Below are 15,489 nucleotides of genomic sequence, written 5' to 3'. Positions count from 1 at the left end.
GCAGAAACGTACTCCGCACCGCAGGCGCCGTTGGCGCCGCGATGCAGGTCAACAGACACCTGAGCATCCCGATCGTGACCACCGCCCTGGCCCTCACGCTCGCCGCGTGCGGGGCGACCGGCACCGCGCAGAACGCGGGGGCGAAGGGCACGGCGCAGGGCGGGGGAGCCGGCTCGTCGGCCGAGCACACCGACGACATCTCGGTGGGCGTGAAGCCGGACCGGAACGCGGTGAAGCTGCTGCCCGCGGCGGTGAAGGCCAAGGACACGCTCTCCGTGGCCATGGACCTGTCGTACCCGCCCACCACGTTCATGGCATCGGACAACAAGACCCCGATCGGGTTCAACCCGGACATGGCCCGGCTGATCGCCGCCAAGCTCGGCCTGAAACTCCGGATCAACAACGTCAAGTTCGACACCATCATCACCGGACTGCAGGCCGATCGGTACGACTTCACCGCCTCCACCATGGGCGCCACCAGCGACCGGCTGAAGGTGCTCGACATGGTCGACTACGTCAACTCCGGGACCGGGGTGTCCGTCCCTTACGGCAACCCGCAGAAGCTGAGCACCCACACGCTGTGCGGGCACCGCGTCGCCGTCCCCTCCGGCAGCACCGCGGAGCTCCAGTGGCTGCCCCAGTTGTCCAAGCAGGACTGTACGAGCAAGAGCAAGCCGGCCATCAAGTCGGTGAGCCTGCCCAGTGTGAACGACGCTCTGACCCAGCTGGTCTCCAAGCGGATCGACGCGGTGATGTACGACTTCATCTCGCTCGAGTGGGCGGCCGCGCAGCAGCCCGAGACGTTCGACGTCCTCAAGCCTCTGGTGGCCACCAAGCCCGCGACCGTCGCGCTGAAGAAGGATTCGCCGCTGACCCCCGCGGTGCAGGCTGCCATTCAGTCGATCATCGACGACCCCAAGTACACCGAGGCGCTGGGCCGCTGGGGTCTCAAAGACCTCGGGATCAAGACAGCGGCCATGGCCGTCCCGCAGGACTGACATGTCCACGGATCTGATCGGTACGAAGACCAGGAGCCGACCGGTGTCACCACTGCTGGCCGAAGAAAAGAAGCGGATCACGCCGAAACGGCCGCGCGACTACGTCGCCTGGGCCGTCGCGATCGCGATCGTCGCCGGTCTGGTGTGGACCGCGGTGACGAACGAGAACTATCGCTGGCCGGTGGTGTTCAGCTACTTCACCACCCAGACCATCCTCGACGGCCTGCTGATCACGCTCCTCCTGACCGCGGCGAGCATGGCTCTGGGCACGCTGCTCGGGCTGGTGCTGGCGGTGATGCGCATGTCGCACCAGCGGCCCGTCTCCGGGCTGGCGCAGCTCTACATCACCTTCTTCCGTGGCACCCCGGTGCTCGTGCAGCTGGTCTTCTGGTTCAACATCGCGGCGCTGTACCCGCACCTCTCGATCGGTATCCCGTTCACCGACATCTCCACGCCGGTGAACGTGAACGCGATCATGACGCCGATGACCGCGGCCGTCGTGGGGCTGACGCTCAACCAGGCCGCCTACATGTCCGAGATCATCCGCGGCGGGTTCGCCTCGGTCAGTCGCGGACAGCACGAGGCGGCGGAGTCCTTGGGCATGTCGGGGTTCACCAAGCTCCGGCATGTGATCATCCCGCAGACCATGCCGGCGGTCATCCCGGCCACCGGCAACCAGGTGATCGGCATGCTCAAGGAGACCTCGCTCGTGAGCGTGCTCGGCGTCGCCGACCTGCTGAACAGCGCACAGTCGATCTACGCACGCAACTACCAGACGATTCCGCTGCTGATCGTGGCCAGCCTCTGGTATCTGATCATGACGCTGGTGCTGAGCGTGCCGCAGTCCATGATCGAGCGCCGTTTCTCCCGCTCGACCCGGGCGCGGCTGACCCCGGCCGCCACGTCGGCCGAGCCGGGGGCGGGCCAGCCAGTTCCCACCACGAGGGAGTCCCTGCTGTGAACGCCGACGGAACGATCGTCGCACGCAAGCTGTGCAAGAGCTTCGGACGTCACCAGGTCCTGCGTGACATCGACCTGACCGTCGCGGCCGGGGAGATCTCCTGCATCATCGGACCGAGCGGATCGGGCAAATCGACACTGCTGCGGTGTGTCAACGGCCTGGAGACCGTCGACCGCGGGGTCCTGCGAGTCAATGGAGAGGACTTCGGCTACGTCGAGAAGGACGACGCGTACCACGCCGTCCGCCCGCAGCGGCTGGCCGAGCAGCGGGCCCGTATAGGCATGGTGTTCCAGCAGTTCAACCTGTTCCCGAACATGACCGCCGAAAGCAATGTCATGTCCGGACCGGTGCTGGTGCAGAAGAAGGACCGCGCCACCTGCCGGGAGCAGGCACAGGAGCTGCTGGCCAAGGTCGGCCTCAAGGGATGTGGCCACAAGTACCCCGCTCAACTCTCCGGCGGTCAGCAGCAGCGCGTGGCCATCGCCCGCGCGCTGGCGATGGAGCCCACCATCATGCTGTTCGACGAACCCACCAGCGCGCTGGACCCCGAGCGCGTGGGTGAAGTACTCGCCGTCATGCGCGACCTCGCCGGCAACGGAATGACCATGCTCCTCGTCACCCACGAGATGGGCTTCGCCCGCGAGGTCGCCGACGAGGTGCTCTTCATGGACGAGGGCATCGCAGTCGAGCGCGGCGACGCCCGCGAAGTGCTGGCCAACCCCCGTGAGAAACGAACCCAGGCCTTCCTCGAAAGGGTGCTGTAGCCGGCGGCACCGACAGGTGGCAGCGGCTCCGGCAGCAAGGCTGGAGGAGACGCTGACCGACTGCGGTGAACGCGACACCCGAGCCCTGCCGGTCCTGGTCTCCAACGCTCGCCGTCTTGACGTCACCCCGACCGTCACAGCCGACAGCGCGGTCCTCATCGCCCTGGCGTACTCGCCCTCGCGATTGACATCGCCGTCGACCGGGCCCTGGTGCCGCCCGGCCGCGCCCCCTTCGAAACTCCCCGCTAAGGACCCGACATGAAGACGATTCCCTACTGGATAGAAACCGCCGGGGCGTTTCCCGACCGATCCGGCAAGCCACTGACCGAGGACACCGACCTGGTGGTCGTCGGCGCCGGCCTGACGGGTCTGTCCACCGCCCTGCACTCGGCCCGCAAGGGCGCCCGCGTCACCCTCGTGGAAAAGGGCCAGATCGGCTCCGGTGCCTCCGCCCGCAACGGCGGCATGGCCAACCTGGGCTTCACCATCGGCGTGGGCCAGGCCATCCGCCGCTACGGACTCGAACGGGCCCGCGAGATCTACAACTCCTACGGCGAGGCCGTGGACACCGTCGAGCGGCTCGTGAACGAGGAGTCCATCGACTGCCAGTTCCGCCGCGTCGGACGCCTGGGTGTCGCCTCCCGCCCCGCCCACTTCGAGAGCAAGAAGACACAACAGCGCCTCCTGGCCAAGCACTTCGGCCACGAGACCACTCTGATCGGCAAGGCCGAGCTGCGTTCCGAGATCGGATCCGACGCCTACCACGGCGGCCTGCTCGACCCGTTCAGCGCGGCCCTGCACGTCGGCCGCTTCGTGCGCGGTATGGCCGAGGCGTGCGAGCGCACCGGTGTCGAGATCCACGAGCGCAACGCGGCCATCGGCGTGCGGCGTACCGCCGCCGGCCGGTTCGAGGTCAGCACCGAGCGCGGCGTCATCCGTGCCGGGCAGGTCATGATGGCCACCGACGCCTACACCGACAGGAACTTCCCGTGGCTGCGCCGACAGCAGGTCTGCGTGGGCAGCTTCATCATCGTCACCGAGCCGCTCGGCGAGGGGCTCGCCCGGGACATCATCCCCAAGGCCCGCCTCATCGTCGACTCCAACAAGGTCTGCCACTACTTCCGGCTCACCCCGGACAACCGGCTGCTGTTCGGCGGCCGCGCCCGTTTCGCCCCGTCCGACCCCACCTCGGACAAGAAGAGCGGGGCCGTTCTGTTCCGTGAGATGTGCGGGATCTTCCCCCAGCTTTCCCGCACCAGGATCGAGTACGTGTGGGGCGGCTCCGTCGGCTTCGCCATGGACCGCATCGTGCACGCCGGGCAGACCGAGGACGGCGTCCACTACTCCATGGGATACGCCGGCCACGGCGTGCAGATGGCCACCCACATGGGGCAGGTCATGGCCGAGGTGATGGACGGCCACCCCGAGGTCAGCCCCGTCCGCGGCATCGCCCCACCGCGCATCCCCCTCTACAACGGCACTGCCTGGTTCCTGCCCTTCGCGGGCGCCTACTACAAGACGCTTGACCGCATCCGCTGACCGGTCGGCAGCCTCTCTACACCTACAAGGAGATACCCACGATGACTGTCGTCCGTGATGTTCCCAAGCAGCTGTTCATCGGCGGCGATTGGCAGGACGCGGAGTCCGGCCGGACCCTGTCCGTCGACAACCCGGCCACCGGCGAGGAACTGTGCCAGGTCGCCGACGCCTCACCCGCCGACGGCCGCCGTGCCGCCGATGCGGCGGTCGCCGCGCAGGCCGCCTGGGCCGCCACCCCGCCGCGCGTGCGCAGTGAGATCCTGCGCCGCGCCTACGACATCATCATCGCGCGCACCGAGGACCTCGCGCTGCTGATGACCCTGGAGATGGGCAAGCCCCTGGCCGAGGCGCGTGCCGAAGTGGCGTACGGCGCGGAGTTCTTCCGCTGGTTCTCCGAAGAAGCCGTCCGTGTCGACGGCGGCATGATGACCGCACCCGACGGCAGGAACCGTCTGCTGGTCACCCGTCAGCCCGTCGGCCCCTGCCTCCTCATCACCCCCTGGAACTTCCCCCTGGCGATGGGCACCCGCAAGATCGGCCCCGCCGTCGCCGCCGGCTGCACCATCGTCCTCAAACCCGCCCCCCAGACCCCCCTGACCAGCCTCGCACTGGCGGAGATCCTCACCGAAGCGGGCCTGCCGGCCGGGGTGCTGAACATCGTCACCACCTCCGACGCCGCCGGCGTCGTCGAACCCCTCCTTCGCGGCGGGAGGATCCGCAAGCTCTCCTTCACCGGCTCCACCCAGGTCGGGCGGATCCTGCTGGCCCAGTGCGCCGACACCGTCATCCGCACCTCCATGGAACTGGGTGGCAACGCCCCCCTCATCGTCTTCGACGACGCCGACCTCGACACCGCCGTCGAGGGCACCATGGTCGCCAAGATGCGCAACATGGGCGAGTCCTGCTGTGCGGCCAACCGCATCCTCGTCCACACCTCCGTCGCCGAGGAGTTCGCCTCGCGCCTCGCAGCCCGCATGGCCGCCCTCACCGTCGGGCCCGGCACCGAACCCGGCGCCGACGTCGGCCCCCTCATCGACGTCGCCGGCCGCAGCAAGGCGCACGATCTGGTGCAGGACGCCGTCAAGCGCGGTGCCACCGTTCTGACCGGCGGTGAACTCCCCGAAGGACCGGGCTGCTTCTACCCGCCCACCGTCCTCACCGGCATCGCACCCGACTCCGCGATCATCGACAACGAGATCTTCGGCCCCGTCGCCGCGATCCGCGCCTTCGAGACCGAGGACGAGGCCGTCGCCGCCGCCAACGACACCGAATTCGGCCTGGCGGCCTACCTGTTCACCCAGAACCTCGACCGCGCCCTGCGTGTCGCGGAACGTCTCGAAAGCGGCATGATCGGCATCAACACCGGACTGGTCTCCAACCCCGCCGCGCCCTTCGGCGGCGTCAAGCAGTCCGGCCTGGGCCGCGAAGGCGGACGCGTCGGCATCGACGAGTTCCTGGAGTACAAGTACATGGCCGTCCCCGTCGGAGCCTGACATGCGCGAGCGACTCGTCGTCCTCTACCGCGGCAACCGGCCCCCCGCCACCGCACGCATCGAAAGCCTCGCGGACACCGTCTACGCCACGGAGGAGGAACTGCCCTACCTCCTCCCCGGCGCCGACGCCCTCCTGGCCTGGGTGACCATCACCCCGGCCATCCGGGAGGCGTGGCCCGATGATCCGCAGAAGGCGCCCCGCTGGGTCCACGCGTCCTCCGCGGGCGTGGACTCCTTCCTGTTCCCCGCCCTGGTGGACGATCCGCACGTTGTCCTGACCAACGCCCGCGGGGTGTACGAACAGCCGACCGCCGAGTACGTCCTGGGCCTGATCCTCGCCCTCGCCAAGGACTTCCCCGGCACGTGGGAGCACCAGCGGCGCCGCGAGTGGCGTCCGCGCCCCAGTGACGGCATCACCGGACGCACTGTGCTGATCTGGGGGACGGGGCCGATCGGCCGGGCCATCGCCCGGCTGTTGCGCGCCGTCGGGATGCGGGTGAGCGGTGCGGGCCGCAAGTCCCGCACGGACGATCCCGACTTCGGCACTGTTCACGGTGCGACGACCCTGCGCTCCGCCCTGACAGAAGCGGACTACGTCGTCCTGGCCGCCCCCCTCACCCAGGGCACCCGGGGCATGGTCGACGCCCCCGTGCTCGCCGCCATGAAACCGGGGGCGCGGCTGATCAACGTAGGCCGGGGCGGACTCGTCGACGAGGAGGCGCTGGTCGACCACCTCGCCGCCGGACGGCTCGCCGGCGCGGCCCTGGACGTGTTCGCTCAGGAACCGCTGCCTGCCGAATCACCACTGTGGGACATGCCCGGCGTGATCATCTCCCCGCACACGGCGGGCGAGACCACCAGCGAGCGGGAGGCGCTCATCGAGGTGTTCCTCGACAACTTCGCCCGCCACCTCGAAGGCCGACCGCTGCGCAACGTGGTGGACAAGGGGCGCGGATACGTGGTCGACGACACGCGCCCAGCGTGAAGGCGAGCAGCACGCGCCCCGGCCGGTAGGAGTCACCGGCCGGATCGGTCGCCACGGGCGCATCCGGTGGCACGGACGGGTCTGCGAGCATCGGCCCGTCCCTCGTGGCACCACGCGAACGAACCGCGTCTTCATCAGTGCAGCGGCGACCTGTCCGCCCAGGAACCCCGAGCCACCCGTGATGAGGTGCTCATGCGTTTTCCCCTCGCCGGCTCCGGTGGTCGTGGAGCCAGCGGAGGCCTTCGCTCGTGCCGGCGCGGGGGCGGTACTCGCAGCCGATCCACCCGTCGAAGCCCAACTCGTCGACCACGTCGAGCAGGTGGCGGACGTTGAGCTCACCCTGGTCGGGCTCTTCCCGGTCGGGCACGCCCGCGATCTGCAGATGACCGACCCGGCCGGTGGGCAGGTCGCGGCGCAGGGTCGCGGTGAGGTCACCCTCGACGATCTGGCAGTGGTAGAGGTCGAACTGCACTTTCAGATGCGAGGCTCCCACCTGCTGCACCACGGCGTGCGCCTCGGCCTGGTTGCCCAGGAAGTACCCGGGCATGTCGCGGCCGTTGATCGGCTCGATCAGGATGTCGACGCCGGCCGCGGCGGCCCGCTCCGCGGCCCAGGCGAGGTTGGCCAGAAAGGTGTCACGGTGCTTGGCCCGCTCGACCGGTGGCGCGTCCGGCCGGACCGGCCCGGCCATCAGGTGTACCCGCGGGCAGCCCAGCGCCGCCGCGTACTCCAGCGCCCGGTCGACCCCGGAACGCACCTCCGCCTCGCGCCCGGGCAGCGCCACCATCCCGCGCTCCTCCGCGATGACATATTTCGGGACGTCTTCCGCCCGCTTCCCGCCCATCTCGGCACGCTGGACGAGACCCTGACGTGGTGCGGCGAAGCCGCCGAGGCAGTCGGCACCCGCATCGACGTCGAGCTGACGGTTCAGGACGGCACGCTGGCTTGATACCTGGCTGGTATCATCTCTGTATGGCGATGACACTTCGGCTCCCCGACGACCTTGACGCGAAGCTCACCGAGCGGGCTCGTCGGGAGGGCCGCAGCAAGCAGGAACTTGCCATTGAGGCCATTCGTGACGCCCAGGACCGGGCCGAGCTGAAGGTCGATGACGTCCTGGCCGAGCTCATGGACAGTGATGCGGAGATCCTGGACTACCTGAAGTGATGGACGTTCGCTACGTCCAGATCGACGAGATGCTGGCCATCGCCCGCACGGTCAACGGTACCGAGCACAGCGTGCGTGACATGGGCCTTCTGGTGTCGGCGATCGAGCGACCCCGGACGCACGTGTTCGGAGCGGAGTTGTATCCCACGCTGCACGAGAAGGCTGCGGCGCTGCTGCACTCCGTCGCCCGCAACCATGCGCTGATCGACGGCAACAAGCGCACCGCCTGGCTCGCCATGCGTGTCTTCCTGCGGTTCAACGGCGTCAGCGCGAGTACCGTCCCGCCGCCCGTTTCCGTGGCCGGCCCGTTCGTCGAGGAGGTCGCGCAGGACAACGTGGATGTACCGGCGATCGCCAAGCGCCTCGCGACCTGGTTCCCCGTTTCCTGACGTTCGAGGGCACGGGCCGAGCAGTGAACGGGATGCGCGAGGACGGATCACCCGGTGTCGGTCTTGCTGAGCGCGGGACAGGGGCATCGACCTGCCCGGCGGCCGGCTACGGTTCCAGGAAATCGAGCGCCCGCGAGACGAATCTGTCGTGGTACTGGAAGATCCCACCGTGTCCGGCGTCGGGGGAGAGGGGTTCCAGTTCACCCCGGGGCAGTCGGGCCGCCAGGTCGATCGTGTTGACACTCGGGACCATCCGGTCGCTCTCGCCGTTGGCCACCAGGACCGGTTGACGGATGAGGGACAGATCGGCCGGCGCCTGGAGGCCCCAGCGATGGATCGCCTTCAACTGCGCGCGGAACGACGAGAGCGAGATGGCTTTGTCCCGGTCGCTCGTGCGCTCCTGTTCTTGTACGACATCGGGGCGGGGGAACCGAACGGGTTGCTCATGGCCGGGGTCCTGGGGTGGTGTGCGGAAGGGGTTCGCGGGGCCTTCTCGTCGTCGGAGGCTGCTGGTGGTGCTGCTGGTGCTGGGCTCGTGCCGGCTCTCACGTCATCGTGACGACGACTTTGCCCGCCTTCGGCCGTCCCTTTTCGACGTACTCCATGGCCTGGAGGGTTTCTTCGAACGGGAAGACACGGTCGACGACGGGGCGGATCTTCCCGGTGTCGATGAGCGCGGTCAGTTCGCGCAGTTGGTCGCCACTGGCCTTCATGAACAGGAACGTGTACGTCACGCCGTGGCGCTCGGCGCCGCGCCGGGTCCTGAAGCTCAGCGCGGTCATGGCCAGGCGGAGGATCGGGTTCGCGCCCAGTTCGCGGGCGAAGGCAGGGTCGGGCGGGCCCGTGACGCTGATGGCCATGCCGCCGGGCTTGAGAACGCGCAGGGACTTGGCGAGGTTCTCGCCGCCGAGGCTGTCGAGGACGACGTCGTAGCCGTCGAGGACGTCCTCGAAGTCCTGGGTGCGGTAGTCGACGACGACGTCCGCGCCGAGGTCCTTGGCCGAGTCGACCTTGGCGGTGCTCACGGTGGTGGCCACGTGCGCGCCCAGCGCCTTGGCCAGCTGCACGGCGATGGAACCGAGGCCGCCGGCGCCCGCATGGACGAGGACCTTCTGGCCCGGCTGCACGCGTGCCCGCTCGACCAGTGCCTGCCATGCGGTCAGGGCGACCAGGGGGAGGGAGGCGGCCTCGGCCATGGTGAGGGTGGCCGGCTTGGGCGCCAGGTCGTCCTGGTGGACGGCGATGAGCTCGGCGAAGGTACCGATGCGGTCCTTGTCGGGCCGGGCGTAGACCTCGTCGCCCACCGCGAACCGGGTGACGGACGGGCCGACGCGGACCACCGTCCCGGCGAGGTCGTTGCCCAGAACGAGCGGGAGACGGTAGGGCATGAACGCCTTGAAGTCTCCGTTGCGGATCCTGAGGTCCAGCGGGTTGACGCCCGCCGCGTGGATCTTGACCAGCACGTCGTCGGCGCCCACCTGCGGGTCTGCGAGCTCGGCGGCGCGCATCCCGGCTTGATCGCCGTACTTCTCGACCGTGAAGGCCCTCATCGTCGTCTCCGTTCTGTGTTCCGTCCCCGAGAGGGCGGGGTCTCCGCTCGTCCGGCCGTCGACCGGTACGAGATGGTTCGGGTCGTTTCTCTGGTCGCGGCTCGGGCGTGCTGGGTCCTCGGCCGCGTTCACCCGTCAGGCGAACGGCACGACCGGGGCCGTGACGCGGTCGGCGGCGCCTCCCTGGAGGCGGTCCAGTGAGGCGGCGGTTCCCTCGTGGGGTGCGCCGAGCGGCACCGCGCTGACCTCGGCGAGGCGGGTGTACTGCTCGTCGGTCAGCTGGACGTCGAGTGCGCCGAGGTAGCTGTCGAGCTGGGAGAGGCTGCGCGGGCCGATGATCGGGACGAGCGTGGCCACGGACCGCGCGGCGCGCTCGCGCACCCAGCCCACCGCCACCTGGGCGGGCGTCACGCCGCTCTCCTCGGCGATCGCCAGGACGGTGTCGACGACGGCGGTCTTCTGACCGGTGCTCTCGGTGTGGATGACCATCCCCAGGTCGCTCAGGCGACCCTCGGGGGAGCGGCGGTATTTGCCGGTGAGCAGTCCGCCGCCGAGCGGGGACCACAGGGCGGCTCCCAGGCCCAGGCTCTCGGCCATGGGCAGGAGCTCACGGTCGGCGGTGCGCTCGACGAGGCTGTACTCGTGCTGGATGCCCACGATCGGGGCCCAGTTCCTCAGGTCCGCGAGGGTTACCGCGCGCGACACGCGCCAGGCGGGGAAGTTGGACAGCGCGGCGTGGTGGATCTTGCCGGCGCTCACCAGGTCGTCGAGCCCGCGCAGGAGCTCCTCCATCGGCGTGAGCTCGTCGGGGAAGTGCACCCACAGCAGGTCGATGTAGTCGGTGTTCAGGCGCTTCAGACTGGCCTCGACCGAGGCGACCATGTTCTTGCGGCTGTTGCCGGTCTTGGAGATGTCCGGCTGCGCGGCGGCGCCGAGGGCGAACTTCGTGGCCAGGACGAAATGGTCGCGGTCGGCGGAGATCAGCTTCCCGGTCAGTTCCTCCGACTCGCCGAACTGGTAGGCGTCCGCGCTGTCGAGAAAGGTGCCGCCGGCCTCGGCGAACGCATCGAAGATCCGGCGGGCCTCGTCCGGCTCGGCGCCCGCGCCCCAGCCGGTGCCGAAGTTCGCGGTGCCGAGCGCGTACTCGGAGACGCGCAGTCCGGTCCGGTGGCCGAAGGTCGTGTACCTCATGAGATGTCCTTGGACGAAAGGGAGGTGGAAGTGGTCGCGTCGGGGTGGAGGGGTGAGCGTCAGCCCGCGTTCGGCTGGGGTGTCGCGGACAGGCTCTGCTTGACGTACCGGCTGGCCTCGTCGGCGAGGATCTCGGGCAGGCCCGCCTCGATGCCCTGCAGGGCCTGGGCCGCGACGTCGGCGGCGGCGACCTTCTGATCGGCGGGTACGCCGGCGGCCATGTCGGTGTCCATGTAGCCGACGTGCAGCGCCGAGACGGCGATGCCGCGGGGCGCCAGCTCCTCACGGGTCGCGTCGCTCAGTGCCCAAGCGGCGGCCTTGGACGCGGCGTAGGAGCCGAGGCCGGCCGGGTGGAACCAGGACAGGGCGGACAGGACGTTGAGTACGGCGCCGCCGCCGTTGCCCTCGATGACGGGGGCGAAGGATCGGGTCGTGGTGAGCGGGCCGAAGAAGTTGGTCTCCATCTCCCGGCGCACCTCGGTCACGTCGCCGCCGATCAGCGACGCGCCGGTGGAGACGCCCGCGTTGTTGATCAGCAGTGTCGCGTCGGACGCCACGCGCGCGGCCTCCCGTATCGACGCCTCGTCCGTGACGTCCAGCCGCAGCGGTATGACGCCCGGCACGTCGACCGTCCCGGGGCGTCGGGCCGCGCCGTACACCTTCGCGCCGCGCTCTACGAGCTGGGCGGTCAGGTGCCGCCCGAGCCCCCGGTTGGCGCCGGTGACGACCGCGACTGCGTTCTTCAGTTCCATGCTCGCTCCAGGTACCCGCGGGTGCCGTCGACCCGCCTGTTTAGATTACGGATATAATCTAAGCACGGGACTATGATAGATGCCAGTCGACATCCAAATGGGAGGTGGTCATGGGCCGCGTATCGCAGGCGCAGGCGGAGGAAAATCGCAGGCGGGTGGTGGACACCGCTTCCCGGCTGTTCCGGGAGCAGGGCACGCAGGTCAGCGTCGCCGACCTGATGAAGGCGGCCGGTCTGACTCACGGCGCCTTCTACAAGCAGTTCGCCTCCAAGGAGGCGCTCGTCGACGAGGCCACCGCCCACGCCTTCGCCGAGCTCGCCCAGCGCTACAGCGCCGGGCTCGAGCGGTACGACGGGCAGCGCGCCGCCGCCCAGCAGGCGCTGATCGACGCCTACCTCTCTGTCGAGCACCGTGATGACGCGGCGGACGGCTGTCCGGTCGCCGCGCTGGCCACCGACATCGCGCGCGACGGCGGGGGGCGCGAGGCCCGTCGCGTCTACGCCGAGGGAGTGGCCGACTTCGCCGAGTTCCTGGCCGGTGACGACCAGGACGGCATCGTCCGGCTCTGCACGCTGTTCGGTGCGCTGGTCCTGTCCCGGGCCACCAGGGGCTCCCCGCTCTCCGGGGAGATCCTCGCCGCAGCGCACGCAGCGTTGACCGAAGCCGGTTGATCGAGGGCGGTAGGCAGACCGTCCGCCTCGGGGGTCGGCTCGGGAGGACTTCGATCGCGAAGGGCGGCCGAAGTGGCCGAGGCCGGATGAATGACGGCGTCAGAGGGGCACGGCCGTGACGCTCATATGACGCTCCGGCTCGGGCAGGTCGTACCGGTGCCCGGGAAAGGCCCTCTTGCCTGCGGCTGTCTCCAGCGGGGGTACTTGACCGCCTTCTTCCGTGCCGAGGCCCAACAGGGCAGCCGGCCGGCCCGGACGGACTCGCGAGGCGGGGCTCTTTTCGCCTGGCGATCGACGTCAACATCCGCGAGGAAACGTGATCGACAGGCTGAAGGGGGCCTCGCTGCTTGCGCTTGCGTCGGGAAACCGATCGGTTTACGGTGGTGAAACTGTTCGGTTTCCCGCCGTGAAGGCGAGCCACGAGCCCGAATCCCCAGGAGTACGGATGACTGCCGCGCGCGACGCCGAGGGGCAACACGCGACCCCGGCCCCCAGGCTTCCGGCGAAGCTGGCCGCCCACCCCTCGGTACAGGCCGTGCTCGCCCGGCGCAGAGCAGGTGACGCGGTGAACCCGCCGGCGGTGATCGACGCGGACTGGCTGCGCGAGTTGTGTCTGGCGGCCGGCGCGGACGACGCGGCCGCGGTCAGTCTGGACCACCCGGACCTCGTTGGCGAGCGCGAGTACGCACAGTCCGCGCTGCCCGGTACCCGCACCATGATTGCGATGGCGGTCCGGATGAACCGCGACAACTGCCGCTCTCCGGCCCGCAGCGTGGCCAACCAGGAGTTCCATCAGACCGACGAGCAGGCCAACCACGCCGCCCGCACGGTCACTCAGGCCCTCCAGGACGCCGGCTACCGCGCGCTCAATCCGTCCGTCGGCTTCCCCCAGGAAATGGACCGCTTCCCCAGTGAGCGGATCTGGGTGGTGGCGCACAAGACGGTCGCGGTGGCCGCCGGGCTCGGTGTGATGGGCCTGCACCGCAACGTCATCCACCCGAAGTTCGGCAGCTTCGTCCTGCTGGTCACCGTCCTGGTGGACGCGGAGGTCAGCGCGTACGGACAGGCGCTGGACTACAACCCCTGCATCGACTGCAAGTTGTGCGTCGCCGCCTGCCCTGTCGGCGCCATCGCCAAGGACGGCGCCTTCGACGCACTGGCCTGCACCACGCACAACTACCGCGAGTTCATGAGCGGGTTCACCGACTGGGCGCAGACCGTGGCCGACAGCGGGGACGCGGCCGACTACCGCTCCCGGGTCACCGACTCCGAGAGCGCCTCCATGTGGCAGAGCCTGTCCTCGCCGCCCGGCTACAAGTCCGGCTACTGCCTTGCCGTCTGTCCCGCCGGCGAGGACGTCCTGGGCCCGTACCTGGACGACCGCAAGAACTTCATGGACACCGTGCTGCGACCGCTCCAGGACAAGAAGGAAACCCTGTACGTCCTGCCGGGCTCCCACGCACAGGAGTACGCCCTGCGCCGCTTCCCTCACAAACCCGCCAAGGAAGTCACCGGCGGCTGGCAGCCCCCGGCGAAACGCTCCACGTCCTCCGACCGGGAGACACGTACGTCATGACGGGCATTCCCCCCTTCCGCGTCCTGCGCGCCAAGCCTCTGTGGATCGCGAACGGCCTCATCACGGCGGTACTCGCGCTGCTGTTCGCCGTGTTCTACGTCGGCGCCAACGTCGATCCGGCCGACCACCTGACGAAGCTGCCCGTCGGTCTGGTCGACGCCGACGAGGGAGCCGCTGTCGCCGGCAGGCAGGTCGATCTCGGGGCGCAGATCACCGAGTCGATCAAGAAGTCGACCGCGAGTGACGGCAAGATCGACTGGAAGGTGATGGACGAGAAGGGGATGAAGGAGGAGCTGGGCAAGGGCAAGCTGTTCGGCGCGCTCGTCGTGCCCGCCGACTTCACCGCCTCCGTCACCGCACTCACCGCCACCGCGTCCACCGCAACCCCGGCCCGCCCGACGCTGACGGTGCTGACCAACCAGTCCGCCGGCAGCATCGGCTCCGGCCTGGCCCGGGCGGCGACCACCCGGGCAGCCGAGAACGCCTCGCTCCAGCTGGGCAAGGAGCTGACCGCCCGGATCGGGACCGCGCAGGCGCGGCTGCCCTCAGCGGCACGCGTCCTGCTCGCCGATCCGGCCTCCGTCACGGTCGAGGACGGTCACCCCCTCGACTCCCACAGCGGCCTGGGCCTGACGGCGTTCTACTACGCACTCACCCTCGTGGTCGTCGGCATGCTCTCCGCCAACGTCATCAGCGGCCAGGTCGACCATGCCCTCGGCTACACCCACAACGACATGGGTCCGCGGCGCTTGCACCGCCCGCTGATCCGGGCGACCCGGGTCCAGACCCTCGCCATCGGCGGCACCCTCATGGCGGCCCTGTCCCTGCTGACGGGCACCCTGGTCATGGCCGGCGCGGTCGGCATCATGGGCATGGACGCCTCCCACCTGCCCCTGCTGTGGCTGTACTCGGTGTGCGCCGTCGCCGTCACCGGGATCGGCGCCCTCACTCTCCTCGCCGTCTTCGGCACGCCCGGCATGCTGGTGGTCACGCTGGTCTTCATCGGGATGGCGGTGCCCACGGCCGGTGCCACCACCCCCGTCGAGGCACTGCCCGGCTTCTACCGCTTCCTCGCGGAGTTCGAGCCGCTGCGGCAGATCACCGGCGGCATCAGGTCGATCCTCTACTACGACGCCCAGGGCGACGCGGGTCTGACGCGGGGCTGGGTGATGATGACGGCCGGACTCGTGGCGGCCGTGCTGTTCGGCTTCGGCGTCCTGGGGTGGTACGACCGCAAGGGGCTGCACCGCATCCCGGTGGAGACGACGCCCGGCAAGACCGCGGTCCCGGCGTAGTGGCAGGTCACCCAGGACGGGGCCATCACTCGGAGTGTCCCCGGCGAGTGTCGCCCTGCCGGGGACGACGGGCGTGCACACCGTCATGGCTCGGCGACCGCCCTTCTGCCAGGCCCTCGCCGAGCCTCTGTCCGGAGTCCTGAAAACCGATCGGTCTT

At 69.4% G+C, this 15,489-nt stretch carries 16 protein-coding genes; 11 read left to right on the top strand and 5 right to left on the bottom strand.

Annotated features, from left to right (window positions below; genetic code table 11):
• Positions 1-74 precede the first annotated feature (74 nt).
• The 6 genes from EV567_RS09160 to EV567_RS09130 all read left to right on the top strand — a co-directional run bounded on the left by EV567_RS09160 (position 75) and on the right by EV567_RS09130 (position 6,740).
• Positions 75-998, top strand: coding sequence for an ABC transporter substrate-binding protein (locus EV567_RS09160; RefSeq protein WP_242620727.1), 924 nt, complete (start codon positions 75-77; stop codon positions 996-998).
• A gap of 43 nt (positions 999-1,041) precedes the next feature.
• A complete protein-coding gene (locus tag EV567_RS09155) occupies positions 1,042-1,959 on the top strand; it encodes an amino acid ABC transporter permease (protein WP_130438147.1) in 918 nt (305 codons plus the stop codon).
• The gene (locus tag EV567_RS09150; protein ID WP_130438146.1) at positions 1,956-2,723 is read left to right on the top strand and encodes an amino acid ABC transporter ATP-binding protein; all 768 of its coding nucleotides are present in this window, start codon (positions 1,956-1,958) and stop codon (positions 2,721-2,723) included. The genes EV567_RS09155 and EV567_RS09150 overlap by 4 nt, the downstream gene beginning before the upstream one ends.
• A 258-nt stretch (positions 2,724-2,981) precedes the next feature.
• Positions 2,982-4,262, top strand: coding sequence for an FAD-binding oxidoreductase (locus tag EV567_RS09140; RefSeq protein WP_130438145.1), 1,281 nt, complete (start codon positions 2,982-2,984; stop codon positions 4,260-4,262).
• 41 nt (positions 4,263-4,303) lie between these two features.
• On the top strand, positions 4,304-5,755 hold the full coding sequence (locus tag EV567_RS09135) for an NAD-dependent succinate-semialdehyde dehydrogenase (RefSeq protein ID WP_130438144.1): 1,452 nt from the start codon (positions 4,304-4,306) through the stop codon (positions 5,753-5,755).
• A gap of 1 nt (position 5,756) precedes the next feature.
• Positions 5,757-6,740: a D-2-hydroxyacid dehydrogenase gene (locus EV567_RS09130; RefSeq protein WP_130438143.1), complete on the top strand. Its 984-nt coding sequence runs from the start codon at positions 5,757-5,759 to the stop codon at positions 6,738-6,740.
• 190 nt (positions 6,741-6,930) lie between these two features.
• Here EV567_RS09130 and EV567_RS09125 read toward each other — a convergent pair whose 3' ends face one another.
• Positions 6,931-7,584, bottom strand: a complete 654-nt coding sequence (locus tag EV567_RS09125; protein WP_242620726.1) for a hydroxypyruvate isomerase family protein — start codon at positions 7,582-7,584, stop codon at positions 6,931-6,933.
• 128 nt (positions 7,585-7,712) lie between these two features.
• On the opposite strand from EV567_RS09125, the gene EV567_RS09120 reads away from it, so the two are divergent.
• Positions 7,713-7,907, top strand: coding sequence for a ribbon-helix-helix protein, CopG family (locus EV567_RS09120; protein ID WP_007445201.1), 195 nt, complete (start codon positions 7,713-7,715; stop codon positions 7,905-7,907).
• Positions 7,904-8,296, top strand: a complete 393-nt coding sequence (locus EV567_RS09115; RefSeq protein ID WP_130438142.1) for a type II toxin-antitoxin system death-on-curing family toxin — start codon at positions 7,904-7,906, stop codon at positions 8,294-8,296. Before EV567_RS09120 ends, EV567_RS09115 begins: the two co-directional genes overlap by 4 nt.
• A gap of 106 nt (positions 8,297-8,402) precedes the next feature.
• Here EV567_RS09115 and EV567_RS09110 read toward each other — a convergent pair whose 3' ends face one another.
• From EV567_RS09110 to EV567_RS09095, 4 genes are all read right to left on the bottom strand, one after another.
• Positions 8,403-8,642: an alpha/beta fold hydrolase gene (locus tag EV567_RS09110; protein ID WP_207228715.1), complete on the bottom strand. Its 240-nt coding sequence runs from the start codon at positions 8,640-8,642 to the stop codon at positions 8,403-8,405.
• A gap of 199 nt (positions 8,643-8,841) precedes the next feature.
• Positions 8,842-9,846, bottom strand: coding sequence for an NADP-dependent oxidoreductase (locus EV567_RS09105; RefSeq protein ID WP_130438141.1), 1,005 nt, complete (start codon positions 9,844-9,846; stop codon positions 8,842-8,844).
• Positions 9,847-9,981: 135 nt separating this feature from the next.
• Positions 9,982-11,037, bottom strand: coding sequence for an aldo/keto reductase (locus tag EV567_RS09100; protein WP_130438140.1), 1,056 nt, complete (start codon positions 11,035-11,037; stop codon positions 9,982-9,984).
• Positions 11,038-11,096: 59 nt separating this feature from the next.
• Positions 11,097-11,789, bottom strand: coding sequence for an SDR family oxidoreductase (locus tag EV567_RS09095; protein WP_130438139.1), 693 nt, complete (start codon positions 11,787-11,789; stop codon positions 11,097-11,099).
• A 110-nt stretch (positions 11,790-11,899) separates the two neighbouring features.
• Between EV567_RS09095 and EV567_RS09090 the strand changes: the two genes are divergently transcribed.
• The 3 genes from EV567_RS09090 to EV567_RS09080 all read left to right on the top strand — a co-directional run bounded on the left by EV567_RS09090 (position 11,900) and on the right by EV567_RS09080 (position 15,331).
• Complete coding sequence (locus EV567_RS09090) at positions 11,900-12,460, top strand: TetR/AcrR family transcriptional regulator (protein ID WP_130438138.1); 561 nt, start codon at positions 11,900-11,902, stop codon at positions 12,458-12,460.
• Positions 12,461-12,905: 445 nt separating this feature from the next.
• A complete protein-coding gene (locus tag EV567_RS09085) occupies positions 12,906-14,036 on the top strand; it encodes a 4Fe-4S binding protein (RefSeq protein ID WP_130438137.1) in 1,131 nt (376 codons plus the stop codon).
• Complete coding sequence (locus tag EV567_RS09080; protein WP_130438136.1) at positions 14,033-15,331, top strand: DUF3533 domain-containing protein; 1,299 nt, start codon at positions 14,033-14,035, stop codon at positions 15,329-15,331. Before EV567_RS09085 ends, EV567_RS09080 begins: the two co-directional genes overlap by 4 nt.
• The last annotated feature ends 158 nt before the right edge of the window (positions 15,332-15,489 follow it).

The organism is Streptomyces sp. BK239, from assembly GCF_004217285.1.
Taxonomy (GTDB): domain Bacteria; phylum Actinomycetota; class Actinomycetes; order Streptomycetales; family Streptomycetaceae; genus Streptomyces.
This window is presented reverse-complemented; position numbering and strand designations above follow the sequence as displayed.

Bases quoted from the DNA above. Each gene is read 5' to 3' on its own strand.
- EV567_RS09140 (WP_130438145.1), top strand. From the start codon at position 2,982: ATGAAGACGATTCCCTACTGGATAGAAACCGCCGGGGCGTTTCCCGAC.
- EV567_RS09135 (WP_130438144.1), top strand. From the start codon at position 4,304: ATGACTGTCGTCCGTGATGTTCCCAAGCAGCTGTTCATCGGCGGCGAT.
- EV567_RS09130 (WP_130438143.1), top strand. From the start codon at position 5,757: ATGCGCGAGCGACTCGTCGTCCTCTACCGCGGCAACCGGCCCCCCGCC.
- EV567_RS09125 (WP_242620726.1), bottom strand. From the start codon at position 7,584: ATGGGCGGGAAGCGGGCGGAAGACGTCCCGAAATATGTCATCGCGGAG.
- EV567_RS09120 (WP_007445201.1), top strand. From the start codon at position 7,713: ATGGCGATGACACTTCGGCTCCCCGACGACCTTGACGCGAAGCTCACC.
- EV567_RS09105 (WP_130438141.1), bottom strand. From the start codon at position 9,846: ATGAGGGCCTTCACGGTCGAGAAGTACGGCGATCAAGCCGGGATGCGC.
- EV567_RS09100 (WP_130438140.1), bottom strand. From the start codon at position 11,037: ATGAGGTACACGACCTTCGGCCACCGGACCGGACTGCGCGTCTCCGAG.
- EV567_RS09095 (WP_130438139.1), bottom strand. From the start codon at position 11,789: ATGGAACTGAAGAACGCAGTCGCGGTCGTCACCGGCGCCAACCGGGGG.
- EV567_RS09090 (WP_130438138.1), top strand. From the start codon at position 11,900: ATGGGCCGCGTATCGCAGGCGCAGGCGGAGGAAAATCGCAGGCGGGTG.
- EV567_RS09085 (WP_130438137.1), top strand. From the start codon at position 12,906: ATGACTGCCGCGCGCGACGCCGAGGGGCAACACGCGACCCCGGCCCCC.
- EV567_RS09080 (WP_130438136.1), top strand. From the start codon at position 14,033: ATGACGGGCATTCCCCCCTTCCGCGTCCTGCGCGCCAAGCCTCTGTGG.